Origin of the sequence: Rhodococcus sp. 008 (assembly GCF_001682295.1) — a bacterium.
Classification (GTDB): domain Bacteria; phylum Actinomycetota; class Actinomycetes; order Mycobacteriales; family Mycobacteriaceae; genus Rhodococcus_F; species Rhodococcus_F qingshengii.
Map to the genome: position 1 here is coordinate 2,387,666 of NZ_CP012749.1, position 15,227 is coordinate 2,402,892.

The window sequence follows — 15,227 nt, forward strand, 5'->3', positions numbered from 1 at the left end:
TCTTTTACGAATGGAGTGATCGGTGGCAGAACAAGACGTGCTCGAAGCGGCTCTGGCGGAGATCTCTGCGCTGCAACAAGCGCATTGGCCCGCCGGCATTCCCCGCGCCGTCGAGTATCCGCTCGAAGGTGGGGGACTTGTCGATTACTTGCGGCATTGGGCGGTCGAGCGGCCGGATACTCCTGCCATCGTCTTCTACGGCCGGGTCATCACGTATTCCGAATACGACGAGCTTTCGGATCGTTTTGCCGGATGGCTGCTTTCACTCGGAGTCGAACGCGGCGATCGCGTCGGCGTTCACCTGGTCAATTGCCCTCAGTTCCATATCGCGATGCTCGGCATTCTCAAGGTCGGTGCGGTTCACGTGCCGATCAATCCACTCTTCCGTGAACATGAATTGATTCACGAACTCAACGATGCCGGCGTCAAGGTCCTACTGACGCAGAACACCTTCTCGAAGTTGGTGAAGAAGGTTCGCTCACAGACTCCACTCGAACACGTCGCGAAGACTGCAGTGTCGGACATGCTGACGGCGATCCCGACCGTCGAACTGCCCTTCGAGGTCGACGATCCGCGCCTGAGCGACTGGCAGTCGATCATCACCAGTGAGCGGGCGACTCCTGTCGCCACCGAACTCGATTCCCTCGCCGCCCTGAACTACACGGGCGGAACGACGGGAATGCCCAAGGGCTGTGAGCACACTCAGCGCCACATGGTTTACACCGCGGCCACCGCGACGCTTGCGGGCGGTGCCCAGGTGGGTACCAATCCGCCGGTGTCCCTGGTGTTTCTGCCGATCTTCTGGATCGCAGGTGAGGACTTCGGCATCCTGGTTCCGCTCGTCAACGGCGGAACCGTGGTCCTGCTGAATCGTTGGGATGCGGAGACCACGCTCGACGCTGTCGAGGCGTACGGCGTGACCTCGCTGGTCGGAACTGTCGACAATTACGTCGAACTGATGGACACGCCAGGATTCGCGGAGCGAAATCTCTCGACACTCCAGAACGTCATGGCAGTTTCGTTCGTTCTCAAACTCGATCCGGCCACGCGCCAGCGGTGGCGCGAGGCTACAGGCGGCGTTCTGCGCGAAGCGAGCTACGGCATGACCGAAACCCACACCGCGGACACGATCACCCTCGGCTTCCAGGACGGCGACTACGACCTGAAAAGCGAGCCGGTGTTCTGCGGAATTCCGGTGCCCGGCACCGACGTTCTGATCGTCGATCACGACGGCAGGCCGGTTCCCGTCGGCGAGCACGGGCAGATCATCGTGCGCAGCCCATCCATCCTTTCCGCGTACTACCGCAACGAGGCGGCCACCGCCGACGCCATCCGTGACGGCTGGCTGCAGACCGGTGACGTCGGAAAGTTCAGTGAGCGTGGCGGTTTGCACTATTTGGCGCGGAACAAGGAAATGATCAAGACCAACGGCATGAGTGTCTTTCCCTCCGAGGTGGAAGCGCTGCTCATGCTGCACCCGGCGATCGAAAAGGCTGCGGTGGTGCCGAAACCGGACCCGGACAAGGGGCAGGTGGCTTTTGCGTTTGTCCAAATGGTCGAGGGTTCCGACACTGTGGCCGACGAGATCGTCTCGTGGGCGAAGGAGAACATGGCCACGTACAAGGTGCCCGAAGTGGAAGTGCTCGAGGCGCTTCCGATGACAGCGACAGGAAAGGTGCGCAAGGGCGATCTGTTCGAGCGCACTCAGGGGGACAAGTGAGACTGCTGATTGCGAACCGCGGCGAAATTGCGCTGCGGATCATTCGAACTGCCCGTGAACTCGGGATCGAGACGGTGTCGGTGTACGCCGAGGACGACGCGTCCAGTCCGCACGTCGCGGCGGCCACGGAGTCGGTGCCGCTCGGAGCGTCGGGCGCATCCGCGTACCTGGATCAGAGCGCACTGCTGAAGATCGCGGCCGAAACGGGCGCCACGCACGTGCACCCGGGCTACGGATTCCTCAGTGAGAATGCCGAATTCGCGCAGGCGTGCACAGAGGCGGGCATCGTCTTCGTCGGCCCGGACGCCCAGGTTCTCCGGACTTTCGGCGACAAGGCCAGTGCCCGCACCGCGGCGGTCGACTCAGGAGTGCCGGTCCTGCCGTCGACATCGGCGAACGCCGACCTCGACGAGGTGCGTGAATTCTTCGAGCGCAACTCCCGCGGCATCATGATCAAGGCGCTCAGCGGCGGCGGTGGCCGCGGCATGCGCGCGGTGCGCGACCCGAAAGCGCTCGACGACGCGTACCGTGTGTGTGCGGCCGAAGCCCAGTCGGGATTCGGCAGTTCGGCACTGTTCGCCGAGGTACTCAGTGAGCACGCTCGGCACATCGAAGTGCAGATCGTGGCGGCACCGGGGCAAGGTGGAACCCACGCGCTCGCTCTGGGTGACCGCGATTGCAGCGTCCAACGTCGCCATCAGAAGTTGATCGAGGTTGCGCCCGCGCAGGGGCTGTCGGGGGCCCTGCGCGAGCGTCTTCACGCTGCGGCGGCGAGGCTGTGCGCCGAGGTCGGCTATCGAGGCATCGCGACGGTCGAGTTCCTGGTCGAGGAACGCGGGTTCGTCTTCCTCGAAGTCAATCCCCGAATTCAGGTGGAGCACACGGTGACCGAAGAGGTCACCGGAATCGATCTCGTCGCCGTGCAGCTCGCGATCGCGGACGGAGTTCCGTTCGAGAACCTGGACCTGCCAACAGGGATCACCGCTGTCGAGAAGGCCTCGGAGACAGTCGGATCCGTGGCAAACGCTTCGGGGATTGCGATACAGGCCCGCGTCAATATGGAAACCATGACGCCGGACGGCAATGCGCTGCCGTCCTCCGGCACGCTCGACAACTTCACTCCTCCGGGCGGACCCGGCGTGCGAGTGGACACCTTCGGTACGGTCGGACTCTCGCCGAGTGCGCGTTACGATTCGCTCTTGGCAAAGGTGATCACCCACACGCGTCGATCGGATTTCCCTGCCGCGGTGCGCAAGTCGATTGCCGCTTTGAGTGAGTTCGCCATCGACGGCGTAGCGACCAACATCGAGTTCCTGCAGGCAATACTGTCGGACAAGGACTTCCGCGACGGCCTGGTCGACGTCGACTGGTTGGGTTCTCGATTGGCGGACCTCGTCCCCGACGTTGGCCCACAAACGCCCTCCTCGTCTGTGGACGTGGCACCGGACGAGGATGTGGTCCGTGCACAGATGGCGGGCATCGTCGTCGAACTCGCGGCAGTCGGTGACGGCGTCCATGCGGGTGGCCAGGTTGCCGTCCTCGAGGCGATGAAGATGCAGCATGTTCTCTCGGCGCCCGGTGATCTCGAAGTGGTCCGGGTCCTGTCGTCACCGGGGAGGTCGGTGGGTGCGGGCGAACCGTTGCTCGTCGTCTGTAGTGCAAGCGCGGGATCGAAGCTCGCCGAGGTCGACGAGGTGGACCTCGACGACGTGCGTCCCGATCTCGCGGAGATCATCGCTCGCCACGAGGTGACCCTGGACCCGGCCCGGCCCGCAGCCGTGGCGAAGCGTCACAAGCTGGGACGCCGGACTGCTCGCGAGAACGTCTACGACCTGGTCGACGACGACAGCCTGGTCGAGTACGGCGCTCTCGCGCTGGCGGCGCAGCGGAGTCGGCGAAGCGAGGAAGACCTGATCGCCAACACTCCTGCCGACGGGTTGATCGGCGGAGTGGCGACCATCAGCGGCGGCGAGAGCGTCGTGATCGCGTACGACTACTCGGTGCTCGCCGGTACCCAGGGCATGCGCAATCACGCCAAGACCGACCGCCTGCTCGAGATCGCCGATCGCAAGCGAGTTCCGGTGGTGCTGTTCGCGGAAGGTGGCGGCGGTCGCCCCGGTGACACCGACGCCGGCGCCGGGGCGGGCCTCGAGCTGGGAACCTTCCGCGCCATGGCGGCGCTGAGCGGGCGGGTGCCCATGGTCGCCGTCGTGTCCGGGCGCTGTTTCGCAGGCAACGCGGCCCTGGCCGGCGCGTGCGACGTCCTGATCGCGACACCGGACGCCAACATCGGGATGGGTGGTCCTGCCATGGTCGAGGGCGGCGGGCTCGGAAACTTTCGCCCCGAGGACATCGGCCCCATCGACGTGCAGCGCCGCAACGGCGTCGTACACCTGGTCGCTGACGACGACGCTCATGCGGTGGCGCTGGCCAAGCAGTACCTCGGCTACTTCCAGGGTGCGAGCGGAGAGTGGACCGCTCCGGATCCGCGGCTCTCGCGGCATGTGGTGCCGGAGAATCGCCTGCGCTCGTACGACGTTCGTGGAGCGATCGACGCAATCGCGGACGTCGACAGCGTCCTGGAACTGCGTCGAGACTACGGACGCGGTGTAGTAACCGCACTCGTTCGTGTCGAAGGAGTTCCGTACGGTGTGCTGGCGAACAGCAGCGAGCATCTCGGCGGCGCGATCGACGCGGAAGCCTCGGACAAGGCTTCGGATTTCCTGGAACTGCTCGAAGCGCACCGCATCCCTCTGGTGACGCTGTGCGACACACCGGGATTCATGGTGGGCCCGGATTCGGAGGAGGAGGCGACGGTTCGAAGGTTCGGCAGGTTCTTCGTTGCCGGTGCTCGCCTCACCGTGCCGTTCGGAACGATCATCCTGCGCAAGGGTTACGGGTTGGGCGCCATGGCAATGGCCGGTGGTTCCTTCCACGCCCCCGAGTTCACGGTCGCGTGGCCGACGGGCGAGATCGGGCCGATGGGTCTGGAAGGTGCTGTGCGTCTCGGTTTCCGCAAGGAACTCGAGTCCGTCGAAGATCCGGTGGCTCGGGAAACGCTGTTCGGTCAGTTCGTGGAACTGGCCTACGCACAGGGCAAGGCGCTGATGGCGGCGACCACGTTCGAACTGGACGACGTCATCGATCCGGCCGATACCCGCGGATGGATCAGACAACTCTGCAGAAACAGTTGAGATCCTGCTGATTCGAGCTGTTGCCGCACGTGGGCGGGGCAACTAGCCTTGCCCACGTGTCGGCTGCGCGAGATAACGTCCTGATCATTCATTGGCACGACCTGGGGCGGCACCTCGCGAGTTACGGTGTCGCCGGGGTCAACAGCCCCCATCTCGACCGGCTGGCGGCAGAAGGCATCCGGTTCACCGACGCACACGCGACGGCGCCGCTGTGCTCGCCTTCGCGCGGATCGCTCTTCTCGGGTAGGTATCCGCACAACAACGGTCTGATCGGGTTGGCGCACCACGGCTGGGAGTACCACGCTGAGGTGCAGACGCTCCCGCAGATCCTCTCCGACAACGGTTGGTACACCTCGCTCTTCGGCATGCAGCACGAGACTGCGTATCCGAAGCGACTGGGCTACCACGAGTACGACGTCACCAACTCGTTCTGCGACTACGTGGTTCCGCGTGCCCAGAACTGGCTACGACGCTTCCCGCCCGAGCCGTTCCTGCTCACCACGGGATTCTTCGAAACGCATCGCCCGTACCCCGCCGATCGCTATACCCCGGCGGACACCGCAGCCCTGGAGGTCCCCGGATACCTTCCGGACGTGCCACAGGTGCGCGAGGATCTGGCCGAATTCCACGGCAGCGTAGAGGTGGCCGACGCCGCGGTGGGGGAACTGCTCGCGACCCTCGAGGAAGAGGGGCTCGACGAGAACACCTGGGTCTTCTTCCTCACTGATCACGGCGCGGCGTTCCCGCGTGCCAAGTCGATGCTCTACGCCCCGGGTACCGGTATTGCCTTGATCGCTCGGCCTCCCGCGCGGTATCGCAGTGGCGGAAAGGAATACGAGACACTGTTCAGTGGTGTGGATCTTGTTCCGACCATTCTCGATCTGCTCGGAATCGACGTCCCCACCGAGGTGGAAGGGCGCTCGCACGCCGATGCCCTCGTCGACCGCGGAACTGAACCGTCCGAACCCGTTCGTACTTCCCTGTTCACGGAGAAGACCTTTCACGACAGCTTCGATCCCATTCGTGCGGTGCGCACCAAGGACTACAGCTACATCGAGAACTACGCCGTCCGCCCGGCTCTGGATCTACCGCTCGACATCGAGGACAGTCTTTCCGGAAAAGCGCTCGGCACCGAGCATCTTGCGGTACGCGCACCCCGGGAGCTGTACGACCTCCGTGCCGACCCGGACGAGAAGATCAATCTGATCGATCGACCGGAAGTCTCGGCAATACAGGCGGAATTGTCCTCGCAGCTTCACACGTGGCGCGCCGAAACCGACGATCGTCTCCCGGACGAGGCATTGGGAAGCGCGATGGCGGTGCACCGCATGGCGGCGTACCTCGAGAAGATCGGTGTCCGACCCAACGTGCGGTCCGCCTACAGTGCGGACCGCGGTTACCTCGAGTCGGACACCGAAAATCCCTAGAGCCTTGCGGCTTCGCGCTCTTCCAACAATGCGATGACCCGCTCGACCAGCTCGTTGATGTCAGCGCCGGTTGTGTCGAATGCCAGGTCCGGGTCCTCCGGCGTCTCGTAAGGCGCGTCGATTCCGGTGAGCCCCTTCAGTTCACCCGCCCGCGCACGTGCGTACAGGCCCTTGGGATCACGGCGTTCGCATTCTTCGACGGGGGTGGTGACGGCAATTTCGAGGAAGGTGAGCCCGGCAGCTTCGTTGAGCGCGCGCGCAATTGCTCGATCCGAACGTAGTGGCGAGACCATCGACGCGATCGCCACCACGCCGGCGTCGGCGAACAGTCGAGTGAGATGCCCGACGCGTCGGATGTTCTCGGCTCGGTCTCCCGGCGAGAACCCGAGATCGTCGGAGATACCGTGGCGGACGTTGTCACCGTCCAGCAGATACGCGGTGCGTCCCGCGTCGACGAGCGCACGTTCGACAGCGACTGCGACGGTAGATTTTCCGGATGCAGGTAGGCCGGTCAACCAGATCGTCGCGCCCCTCTGGGTGGTAGACGCCCATCGCCGTTGACGTTCGAGTGAGGACGGATGCCACTTGATGTCGTTGCGGGTCTGCTCGCCGGGAACGACGACGCGTGGTTCGAGAATGGTGCCGGCGCCGACGGTGTCGTTGCTCTGCTCGTCGATCAGGATGAAGGCGCCAGAGTCCCGATTGTGGTCGTAGGTGTCGGCGACCACCACGGAACTGGTTCGGAGCGTGACCGTTCCGATGTCGTTGAGTCCCAATTCGACTGGGCTGTCCTGCTCGTCGAGCGTTTCAGGATCGAGACGGGTGTGCAGTTCTTGGACGGTCGCTCGCACGGTCCGGGACGTGTGTTTGAGCGCTATCCGATCGCCCGCGCGCAACGGTGTGTTGGACAACCAGCAGATGGTGGCTTCGAGTTCTCGGGCCAGAACCGGCAAATGAGCCTGCGCACCGCCACTGACCAGAACGTCGCCACGTCCGACGTCGATGTCGTCGGCCAGTTCCACCGAAACCGACAGTGGTGCAACGGCAGTACTGCGGTTGTCGTCGAGAGTGTCCAGACTGATCACGGTGCTCTTCGATCCGGACGGCAGGACCACTACCTCGTCTCCGACGCTCAGTGTGCCTGCCGAGATCCGGCCGGTGTACCGGCGACGATTCTGCGGATCGGGGCGCGAAACCCATTGCACGGGAAGCCGAAGCTCCTCGATGTGCGTCGCGGGCGCATGGAGTTCGACGCCTTCGAGGTACTCGAGGAGCGTCGGCCCCTCGTACCACGCGGTGTTCTCGGACCGCGTCACGACATTGTCGCCGGCTTTCGCGGAGACCGGTATGGCGAGTACGTCCTCGCGTCCGACTTGCCGTGCCAAGGCCCGCAATTCTTCCTGCACCTGAGCGAATCTCGCTTCGTCGAAGTCCACCAGATCGATCTTGTTCACCACGGCTACAAGGTTCGGAACACCGAGCAGTGCGGCGATTCTGGCGTGCCGACGGGTCTGACGCAGCACGCCGGTCCTCGCGTCGACCAGCAGGACCGCTACGTGAGCGTTGGATGCTCCGGTGAACATGTTGCGCGTGTAGCGTTCGTGCCCCGGGGTGTCGGCGAGTACGTAACTTCTTGTCGGGGTGGAGAAGAATCGGTACGCGACGTCGATCGTGATGCCCTGTTCACGCTCGGCACGTAGTCCGTCGGAGAGTGCAGCCAGGTCGGCGACACCGTGCTCGTCGGTCACGGAATCGAGGTGATCGGTTGGCAGACTGTCGGTGTCATGCAACAGTCGGCCGATCAGCGTGCTCTTGCCGTCGTCGACGCTACCCGCCGTGGCCAGTCGCAGGAGTTGGCGAGTGATGGTGGTCGTCATCAGAAGTAGCCCTCACGCTTTCGGTCTTCCATCGCGGCGACCGACGTTCGGTCGTCTGCGCGAGTCTCGCCTCGTTCGGAAACCGTCGCGGCCGAGATTTCGGTGACGACGTCGTCGATAGTGGTGGCGTGCGATCGAACGGCGCCGGTGATGGTCAGATCGCCGACGGTTCGATATCGCACCCACTCGGTCGTTGCCGCGGCGTTCTCGGCGTCGGTGCTGAATTCGGAAGCAGCGAGGAGCATTCCGTCGCGCTCGAATACCCTCCGCTGGTGCGCGAAATAGATGGACGGCAGTTCCAGTTCCTCCTGGGCTATGTAGCGCCAGATGTCGAGCTCGGTCCAGTTGCTCAGCGGAAAGACACGAACGGACTCGCCGCGTCTGATCCGACCGTTGTAGAGCGACCACGGTTCGGCCCGTTGCGCTCGCGGGTCCCACTGGCCGAACTCGTCACGGAAGCTGAGGACTCTTTCCTTGGCGCGCGCACGTTCCTCGTCCCGGCGGGCGCCGCCGAACGCGGCGTCGAACCTTCCAGCTTCGAGAGCGTCGAGCAGGGTTCTGGTCTGCAGGCGGTTTCGCGATCCGCTGGTCTCGGTCGACTCCTGCACTCTGCCCTGGTCGATCGAATCCTGAACGGAAGCAACCAGAAGTGTGTGCCCGCCCTCCTTGATTCGACGGTCGCGAAATTCGATGACCTCCTCGAAATTGTGACCGGTGTCGACGTGCAGGACCGGGAAAGGGAGTGGGGAGGGCCGGAACGCCTTCTCGGCCAGACGAAGCAGGACTATCGAGTCCTTGCCGGCCGAGAAGAGCAGTACCGGTCTCTCGAGTTCTGCCACCACCTCTCGAATGATGTGAACCGCTTCGGATTCGAGAACTCGGAGTTCGTCGACGACATCGGTGACGGTGCTCATGTGGCGGGATATCCGTTCTGTTCGGCGTCGATGCGATAACGCTGCACCCATTCGCGGGATCGTCCGTCGCTCTGACGACGCAGCGGCGGTGGCGGGGCCAGTTGTCCGTCGAGGCCGAGGGAGATGAGGGTTTTTGCGACCACGGACTGCGGGTCTTCGGTGAGATCGCGGAACCCGACTTCGATGGGAGAGATGTCCTCTTCCTCGAACCAGCGCTTCCATTGGCGTTCCTGCTCACCGAGAATCGTCACCAGGTGCGCGATTCCGACTGCGTTGTACTGCGCACCGTCCGAGAGATTCGGTGGAGTCGCGTCGTCGCGCCAAACCTGTGTCTGCACGGCGCGCCACATCGACACAGCTTGAGCGACGACATCTTCTCGATAGACGTGGATGAACTGCAGGTCGTGATCGAGGGTGTCGTGGAGTGCGGAACGTAGGTCCGTCCCACTGCGCCAGGGCAATCCGGCCGCGCGATCGAGTAGGAGCGGCGTCTGGTTCCACATCAGCTTGCCACCCCAGACTCCGTTGGGGGTTCGGCCGAGTTCGAGAAGTTGTGTGCGCCACTGTTCGGAGGTGCGAGTGTCCGGCGTGCCCGGGTGGAACGGGGCGAGCAGACCCAGGACGGACTCGTCCGTGACGTCTTCGAACCACTGCCTCGGTTGCGGCGATCGCGAGGTCTCGGGGAGGTACTGGAAGAACTCTTCCGGCTCACCCGCGACCCCGGTTGCTCGCAGGGATTCGACCAGCAAAGTACTGCCGCTGCGCTGCGAAGCGCAGACGAGAAACGAGCGTTGGGCCTCCGTCATGCGAGCAACGCTAAGGGGGGCCGGAAACCGCCGCAAGCTGGGAAAATAAACTCACGTAGAGGTTAAATCTCGACGTGAAACGTTAAATGTGCGGGTCACGAAATGTCGCGCTGAGGCACGTCTTACGCAGTTGTCGCAAGGGCCGCGGCAAGCCCGAATGCGATGGCCATGAAGACAACTTCACCGATGGCGCGACGCAGAGATCCGTCCGAACTCATGCGGTGTGCAGCGCTCGCGACCACCCATGTCCGGCGCCACCACCATCCCAGGGCGACGAGCAGTCCGATCGCCACGATCTTGGCGAGGATCACCCGACCGTATGCGGTGTCGTAGAAGGCGGAGAGTGAGTCGAGTCGCACGACGGCGTTGACGATACCGGTGACGACCAGCGCGAGGACGCATCGCCAGGCGAGAGCGGAGTACTTGGGCAACCAGATCGCCCAGGCACCGCGCGACGGTACGGCAAGCGCGAGTGCGGCGAGCACGCCGAACCACAAGGCCGCAGCGAGGACGTGAACGGCGTCGAGGATCGATCCGAAGCTCTGCTGCGCCATGTGCCCGGTGATCGGGCGGGCAGCGAGCGCCAACGCGGAGACGACCAAAGCCGGTGCGACGGGCACCGTCTCGGGATTGGTGAATCCGTAGATGCCGTAACAGACGACGGCAAACGCGCACGCGATGATCGCGACGCCGACGCGGCCGACGTTGACCTCGGAGACGAATGCGCCGAAGTGCCCGATGGTCAGCGAGGTGACCGGGGCGCCGTCGGCCGCTGCGGCATTGAGCACGAGGAGCGTGATCTCGGCGACGAGCCACACTGCTGCCACCGCGGTGAGCTGAGTCCACATGACGGCGGGGGTTGTCGCCGGGCGGCGTTCACTGCGGCCCATCCAGGCGAGCGTCGCGATGCCGAGGGTCAACGAACCACATCCGATCGCGAGAACGCGGACCGTGCTCGACGATTCGGGTCCCGACGGGCTGGCGAGGCCCCAGGCGATCAGGACTCCCAGCAGAGCTGTGGGTACGGCAAACAGCAACCACCACCTGTTTGCCGTACCCGTCACGCGATCAGCTCGACTTCGGCTTACGGAGCACGAAGAACAGCGCACCGCCGAACACGACGACGCCGGCGACGATGAAGATCCACACCGGCATGCTGCCGGACTCCGACTCACCCGTACTCGACGCGGCGGCAGCGCCGGGAGTGCCCGACCCTGCCTCGGTGAGGGTGAACGTCAGGGTTCCGTTGACGGGGTGACCGTCAGCGGAGGTGACGCGGTACGCGATGGTGTAGACGCCGGTCGGCCCGAGATCGCCGAGGTCTGCACTGACAATGGGTCCTTCGACGGACGGATCGCTCTTGGTCCAGAGGTTGCCGTCGGGACCGGTGACGGTCAGCGCCGCGAACTGCGCCTGCAGAGCCTCGTTGAACGTGACCGAAACCGTGTCAGGCGCAACCTGAATGGACGCACCGTTTTCCGGGTTGGAGCCGACGACCGCGGAGTGTGCACTGGCCGTGCCCATTCCGAGCATCGTGGCCAGCATCGCGAGCATGCCGACGGCGATGACCTTGATCCGGGTACTCATCAGCGCTTGCTCCTGACCAGTGCGCCGAGGCCGAGTGCAGCGCCCAACGCGCCGAGCACCAGGCCGACGCCGCCGAGCCAGCGGGCGGTGTTGTCCGACGAAGAGTCAGAGGCTTCGGATGCGGCGGACGTCTCGGCAGTGTTATCGGCAGAGGGGGCTCCGTGGGCATCGCCGGTGGACGCGGCGAGAGTCAGCGTCGGGGCGGGCTTGTCCGGCTCGCTGCCGTCGGCAAGCTCTTCCTGATCCCAGTTGACGACGTTGCCGTCGCTGTACGTCTGGACGGCCTTGAACTCGACCTCGTCCTGCTCCGGCAGCGGGCCGGCAGAAAGGACGAACTGCTGGAACTGGCCGGGGGCGATTCCGACGCCGGGGTCGGCGGTCCACGTCACGGACTTGGCGACCAACGAGGTGGGGTCCTTCTCCACGACGGCGGTCCAGCCGGGCATCGGTTCGGTGCGTGCCGACTTGAGGTCGGGGAGCGCCACCGTCAGCTTGGTGGTCGAAGCGGTGTCGGATTCGGTGGGCACGCGGAACGTGAGAACGGAGTATCCGCCCTGCGCAGCTCCTGGTGCGACGACGCTGACGTGTGCTGAAGCAATTCCGGCGGCCAGCAGCACGGCGCTGCCGGTAGCGACGGTCGTGACAACCGCGCGCGAAATCAGGGTGTTCTTCATGTCGGGAAGTGTCCTCTTGGTCCGGTGAAGGGGTGGGGCGTTCTACGAATCTTCAGACCAGGGCAGGAGGACCGCGCCGCGAGATGCTGGCGCGAAGTAGAGCGTCGACAGGTCCGTGATGGATTCCGGTCGAGACGGTGTGGCCGCGAGAAGTGACAGCGGCGGGAGCCAGAGACGCCAGGACGACGTGGAGAGCGTGGGTGACAACGCGGTAGAGGCGCTCGGCGGCCAGGACCGCCACCGCACAAGCGACGGTGGCACCGGCGTGAGCACCGAGCATCACCAATCCCGGAGCGGGCGAATGAGCGTGCTCGGAGAGCGTCATGGTGGTGTGCGCGGCCAACTGACCCAGACCCAGAGCAACGATCAGGGCAGCGGGCCCCCGTGAGAGGGCGGGAAGGGTGGCCGTCACGGCACCGACGGTTGCGCAGACGGCGAGCAACAGGGTCAGCGACGACGACTGTGGCAGCTCGCCTCCGCCGATCCCGTGCGCGGCGACAGCGAGAGCAGCCGAAGCGGAACCGACAGCTGTCCCCCGGAGGGTCGAGGTCTGCTCGGCTGCTCTCACTGGCGTTCTCAGGTCTAGCGCACGCCGAGACGTGCGAGCAGATCTGCTTCGACGCCGTCGAGTTCGGAAGAAATCGCCTGGTGAGCTGCTTTACGGCGAGCCTGCGGCATCTGCTCGGCAGCGCGAACTGCCGTGCTGAGGTCGCCGAGGCGCTCACGGATGGCGGCGGCGAAACGCTGCGTCTCCGCGTCGTCGGGCTTGCGGCTGAGGATCTCGGTGACCGAGCTCTCGGCGCCGGCGATACGAGCGCTCAACTTCGCGCCGTGACCGGTGTAGTCACCGAGCTGGTCGACGGCGATGCCCATCTTCTGTGCACGCGTGGTGTCGAGCTGGGCGCGCACCGCCGTGGCTGCGCGGTAGGCGATCGGCAGGAGAACGGGGGCAAGCAGACGTGCCACTCCCAGGTACTTACGCACCTTGGCGACGGTCAGGCCCTGATTCGCAGCGGCCTTCTCCTGCGCCTTCAGGGTCGCGATCTGCGCCTTTTCGATCTTGTGCTGTGACTCGATCTCGGCTTTCTCCAGCTTCTTGAGCGACTTGGTCTCGACCTTGTCGCGCTTACGCTGGCTCTTGGCGTTGAGCTTCGCCTCGACCTCAGCCTTGTGCTTGAGAGCCTTTGCCTCCGCCTTGCGGGTGGCACGAGACTTTCGCTTCTTGAACAACCCCATCGAAAAGGACCCCGTTTCCAGGTGTTTGTGTGTTGCCAGGTACCTGCGCTTCGGCTTCAGCCTAGGGGAGCACATAATCTTCGTCATCGTGTGTTCCGTTAACAACCCCGCGCCCCAGCTCCCGATCATCGATTCGGGGGCGTTGACCCGATGCCGTCATCGGGTGCGTCTGGACGGGTTGTTTCCCGGGAAATCGGCTTCGGAACCCGTCGACACCGGCGTCAAGCAGCGCCAGGATGCCGCGATCGCGAAGCGCGCGGAGATCGCCGAACTCGTGATCGGTGCTGCTCCCGAGCGTTGGGTGAAGATCAACCCCGACCAATCGGCGTCGGCTCAGGCTCGTGACACTCTCACTGCCTGTGAGGCCGGCGCAGACCGGATCTGGGGCGCGGTCTTGCCGGTCGAGCGCGACACCGGACGCAAGGGCCGCTGCGAAATGCTGATCCGTGACGACGAGGGTGGCGGGTACATCCCCGTCATTGTCGTCAATCACAAGGTGACCGATCCCGGCCAGGGCGCGATCACCTCGGGGCTCTTCGAATGGGAGCCCGCGGCCGATCCCAAACGCAAGGTCCGCAGTCAGGTCCGCGATCAGATGCGCGTCGCGCAGGTCTATCGGATGCTCGAGCGTCGTGGGCTGGCGAGCCCGTCGCTGACGGCAGGCGCGATCGGATACAACGGAGACTGCATCCTCGTCCACGACCTCAGCGCGATTCTCGACGATTACGACGAGCGTTTCGCCGACCGTATCGCTGTGGCCCGCGGTGAGGTGCTGACGTCTCCGTCACAGGTGAGCGAGTGCAAGTCGTGCCCGTGGTGGACCGAATGCAAGCAGGAGTTGGTTCGCAACCGCGACGTCAGCCTGGTGGCTGTCGGATCGCGGGCCGAGCTTCTGCGCGACGTCGGCTGCAACACGATCGATCAGCTGGCCGCCTGGGACGGTGAGCCGCTCGAGGATTGGCCGCACGGAAATTTCGACGACGCAGTCGTGATCGCCAAGGCGTGGTTGGCAGATGCTCCGTTGGTGCGGCGGTTCGAGAAGATCTCGGTGACTCGGGCGGACATCGAGATCGACGTCGACATGGAGAGCTATCAGGAGCACGGCGCGTACCTGTGGGGGACGTTGCTCAATGTCGGCGGCTTCTCGATGTATCGAGGATTTGCGACGTGGGATCCGCTGCCGACGCGTGACGAGGCGCGGTCGTTCGCAGAGTTCTGGGGCTGGCTGATGGCGGAGCGTGCCGCGGCCGCTGCTTCGGGTAAAACCTTTGCCGCATACTGTTATTCGCGTTCGGCCGAGGACAAGTGGTTGTTGGACTCGGCGCGCAGGTTTGCCGGTGAACCCGGGATTCCGAGTAAGGACGAGATTCGCGAGTTCATCGACAGTCCGCAGTGGGTCGACATCTATCAAGCAGTGAGTGATCAGTTCATCTGCCCGAACGGAAAGGGGCTCAAGAAGATTGCGCCCGTCGCCGGCTTCAACTGGCGTGACGCCGAGGCCGGGGGTGAAGCGTCGATGGCGTGGTACCGCGAGGCGGTCGGCTACGACGGTGAGCCGGACGAGACGCAGCGGACACGCATCCTGCAGTACAACGAGGACGACGTCATTGCCACCAAGGTCCTCCGTGAGTGGATGACGGACCGCGCGGAGAAGGAAATTCCGCTGGCTTCCGAGTTGTAGCGCTGATCCGTTCTGTCGCGATTGTCTGAAACATCCTATTTAACAGTATGTTTCAACTCGTAGTTTCTCGTCATCGTGTGTCCGGAACCCGCATCCGCGCTACCTTCATCT

Annotated in this window: 12 protein-coding genes; 4 read left to right on the top strand and 8 right to left on the bottom strand. The window is 64.4% G+C overall.

Annotated features, from left to right (window positions below; all coding sequences use genetic code 11):
• Positions 1-22 precede the first annotated feature (22 nt).
• Genes AOT96_RS11205 through AOT96_RS11215 form a run of 3 tightly spaced genes read left to right on the top strand, consistent with a single transcriptional unit; the run spans position 23 to position 6,341 of the window.
• Positions 23-1,720, top strand: coding sequence for an AMP-binding protein (locus AOT96_RS11205; RefSeq protein ID WP_065351747.1), 1,698 nt, complete (start codon positions 23-25; stop codon positions 1,718-1,720).
• Complete coding sequence (locus AOT96_RS11210; protein WP_065351748.1) at positions 1,717-4,914, top strand: carboxyl transferase domain-containing protein; 3,198 nt, start codon at positions 1,717-1,719, stop codon at positions 4,912-4,914. The genes AOT96_RS11205 and AOT96_RS11210 overlap by 4 nt, the downstream gene beginning before the upstream one ends.
• Positions 4,915-4,970: 56 nt before the next feature.
• A complete protein-coding gene (locus tag AOT96_RS11215; protein ID WP_065351749.1) occupies positions 4,971-6,341 on the top strand; it encodes a sulfatase family protein in 1,371 nt (456 codons plus the stop codon).
• Here AOT96_RS11215 and cysC read toward each other — a convergent pair.
• The 8 genes from cysC to AOT96_RS11255 all read right to left on the bottom strand — a co-directional run bounded on the left by cysC (position 6,338) and on the right by AOT96_RS11255 (position 13,435).
• Positions 6,338-8,218 carry an adenylyl-sulfate kinase gene (gene cysC, locus AOT96_RS11220; RefSeq protein ID WP_065351750.1) on the bottom strand — a complete coding sequence of 627 codons (1,881 nt, stop codon included), beginning with the start codon at positions 8,216-8,218 and terminating at the stop codon, positions 6,338-6,340. The genes AOT96_RS11215 and cysC overlap by 4 nt on opposite strands.
• A complete protein-coding gene (gene cysD, locus AOT96_RS11225) occupies positions 8,218-9,132 on the bottom strand; it encodes a sulfate adenylyltransferase subunit CysD (protein ID WP_047272728.1) in 915 nt (304 codons plus the stop codon). Before cysD ends, cysC begins: the two co-directional genes overlap by 1 nt.
• Positions 9,129-9,938, bottom strand: a complete 810-nt coding sequence (gene stf0, locus AOT96_RS11230) for a trehalose 2-sulfotransferase (RefSeq protein ID WP_065351751.1) — start codon at positions 9,936-9,938, stop codon at positions 9,129-9,131. Before stf0 ends, cysD begins: the two co-directional genes overlap by 4 nt.
• A 122-nt stretch (positions 9,939-10,060) precedes the next feature.
• Positions 10,061-11,002, bottom strand: a complete 942-nt coding sequence (locus tag AOT96_RS11235) for a copper resistance D family protein (RefSeq protein ID WP_003944164.1) — start codon at positions 11,000-11,002, stop codon at positions 10,061-10,063.
• 4 nt (positions 11,003-11,006) lie between these two features.
• Positions 11,007-11,525, bottom strand: a complete 519-nt coding sequence (locus AOT96_RS11240) for a copper resistance CopC family protein (protein WP_065351752.1) — start codon at positions 11,523-11,525, stop codon at positions 11,007-11,009.
• Positions 11,525-12,199, bottom strand: a complete 675-nt coding sequence (locus tag AOT96_RS11245) for a YcnI family copper-binding membrane protein (RefSeq protein ID WP_003944147.1) — start codon at positions 12,197-12,199, stop codon at positions 11,525-11,527. Before AOT96_RS11245 ends, AOT96_RS11240 begins: the two co-directional genes overlap by 1 nt.
• Positions 12,200-12,251: 52 nt before the next feature.
• Entirely contained in the window at positions 12,252-12,767 is a 516-nt protein-coding gene (locus AOT96_RS11250) for a hypothetical protein (RefSeq protein ID WP_047272730.1), read from the bottom strand.
• Positions 12,768-12,781: 14 nt separating this feature from the next.
• Entirely contained in the window at positions 12,782-13,435 is a 654-nt protein-coding gene (locus AOT96_RS11255) for a DUF6474 family protein (RefSeq protein ID WP_003944178.1), read from the bottom strand.
• Positions 13,436-13,559: 124 nt separating this feature from the next.
• On the opposite strand from AOT96_RS11255, the gene AOT96_RS11260 reads away from it, so the two are divergent.
• Positions 13,560-15,116, top strand: a complete 1,557-nt coding sequence (locus tag AOT96_RS11260) for a TM0106 family RecB-like putative nuclease (protein WP_065352824.1) — start codon at positions 13,560-13,562, stop codon at positions 15,114-15,116.
• Positions 15,117-15,227 lie beyond the last annotated feature (111 nt).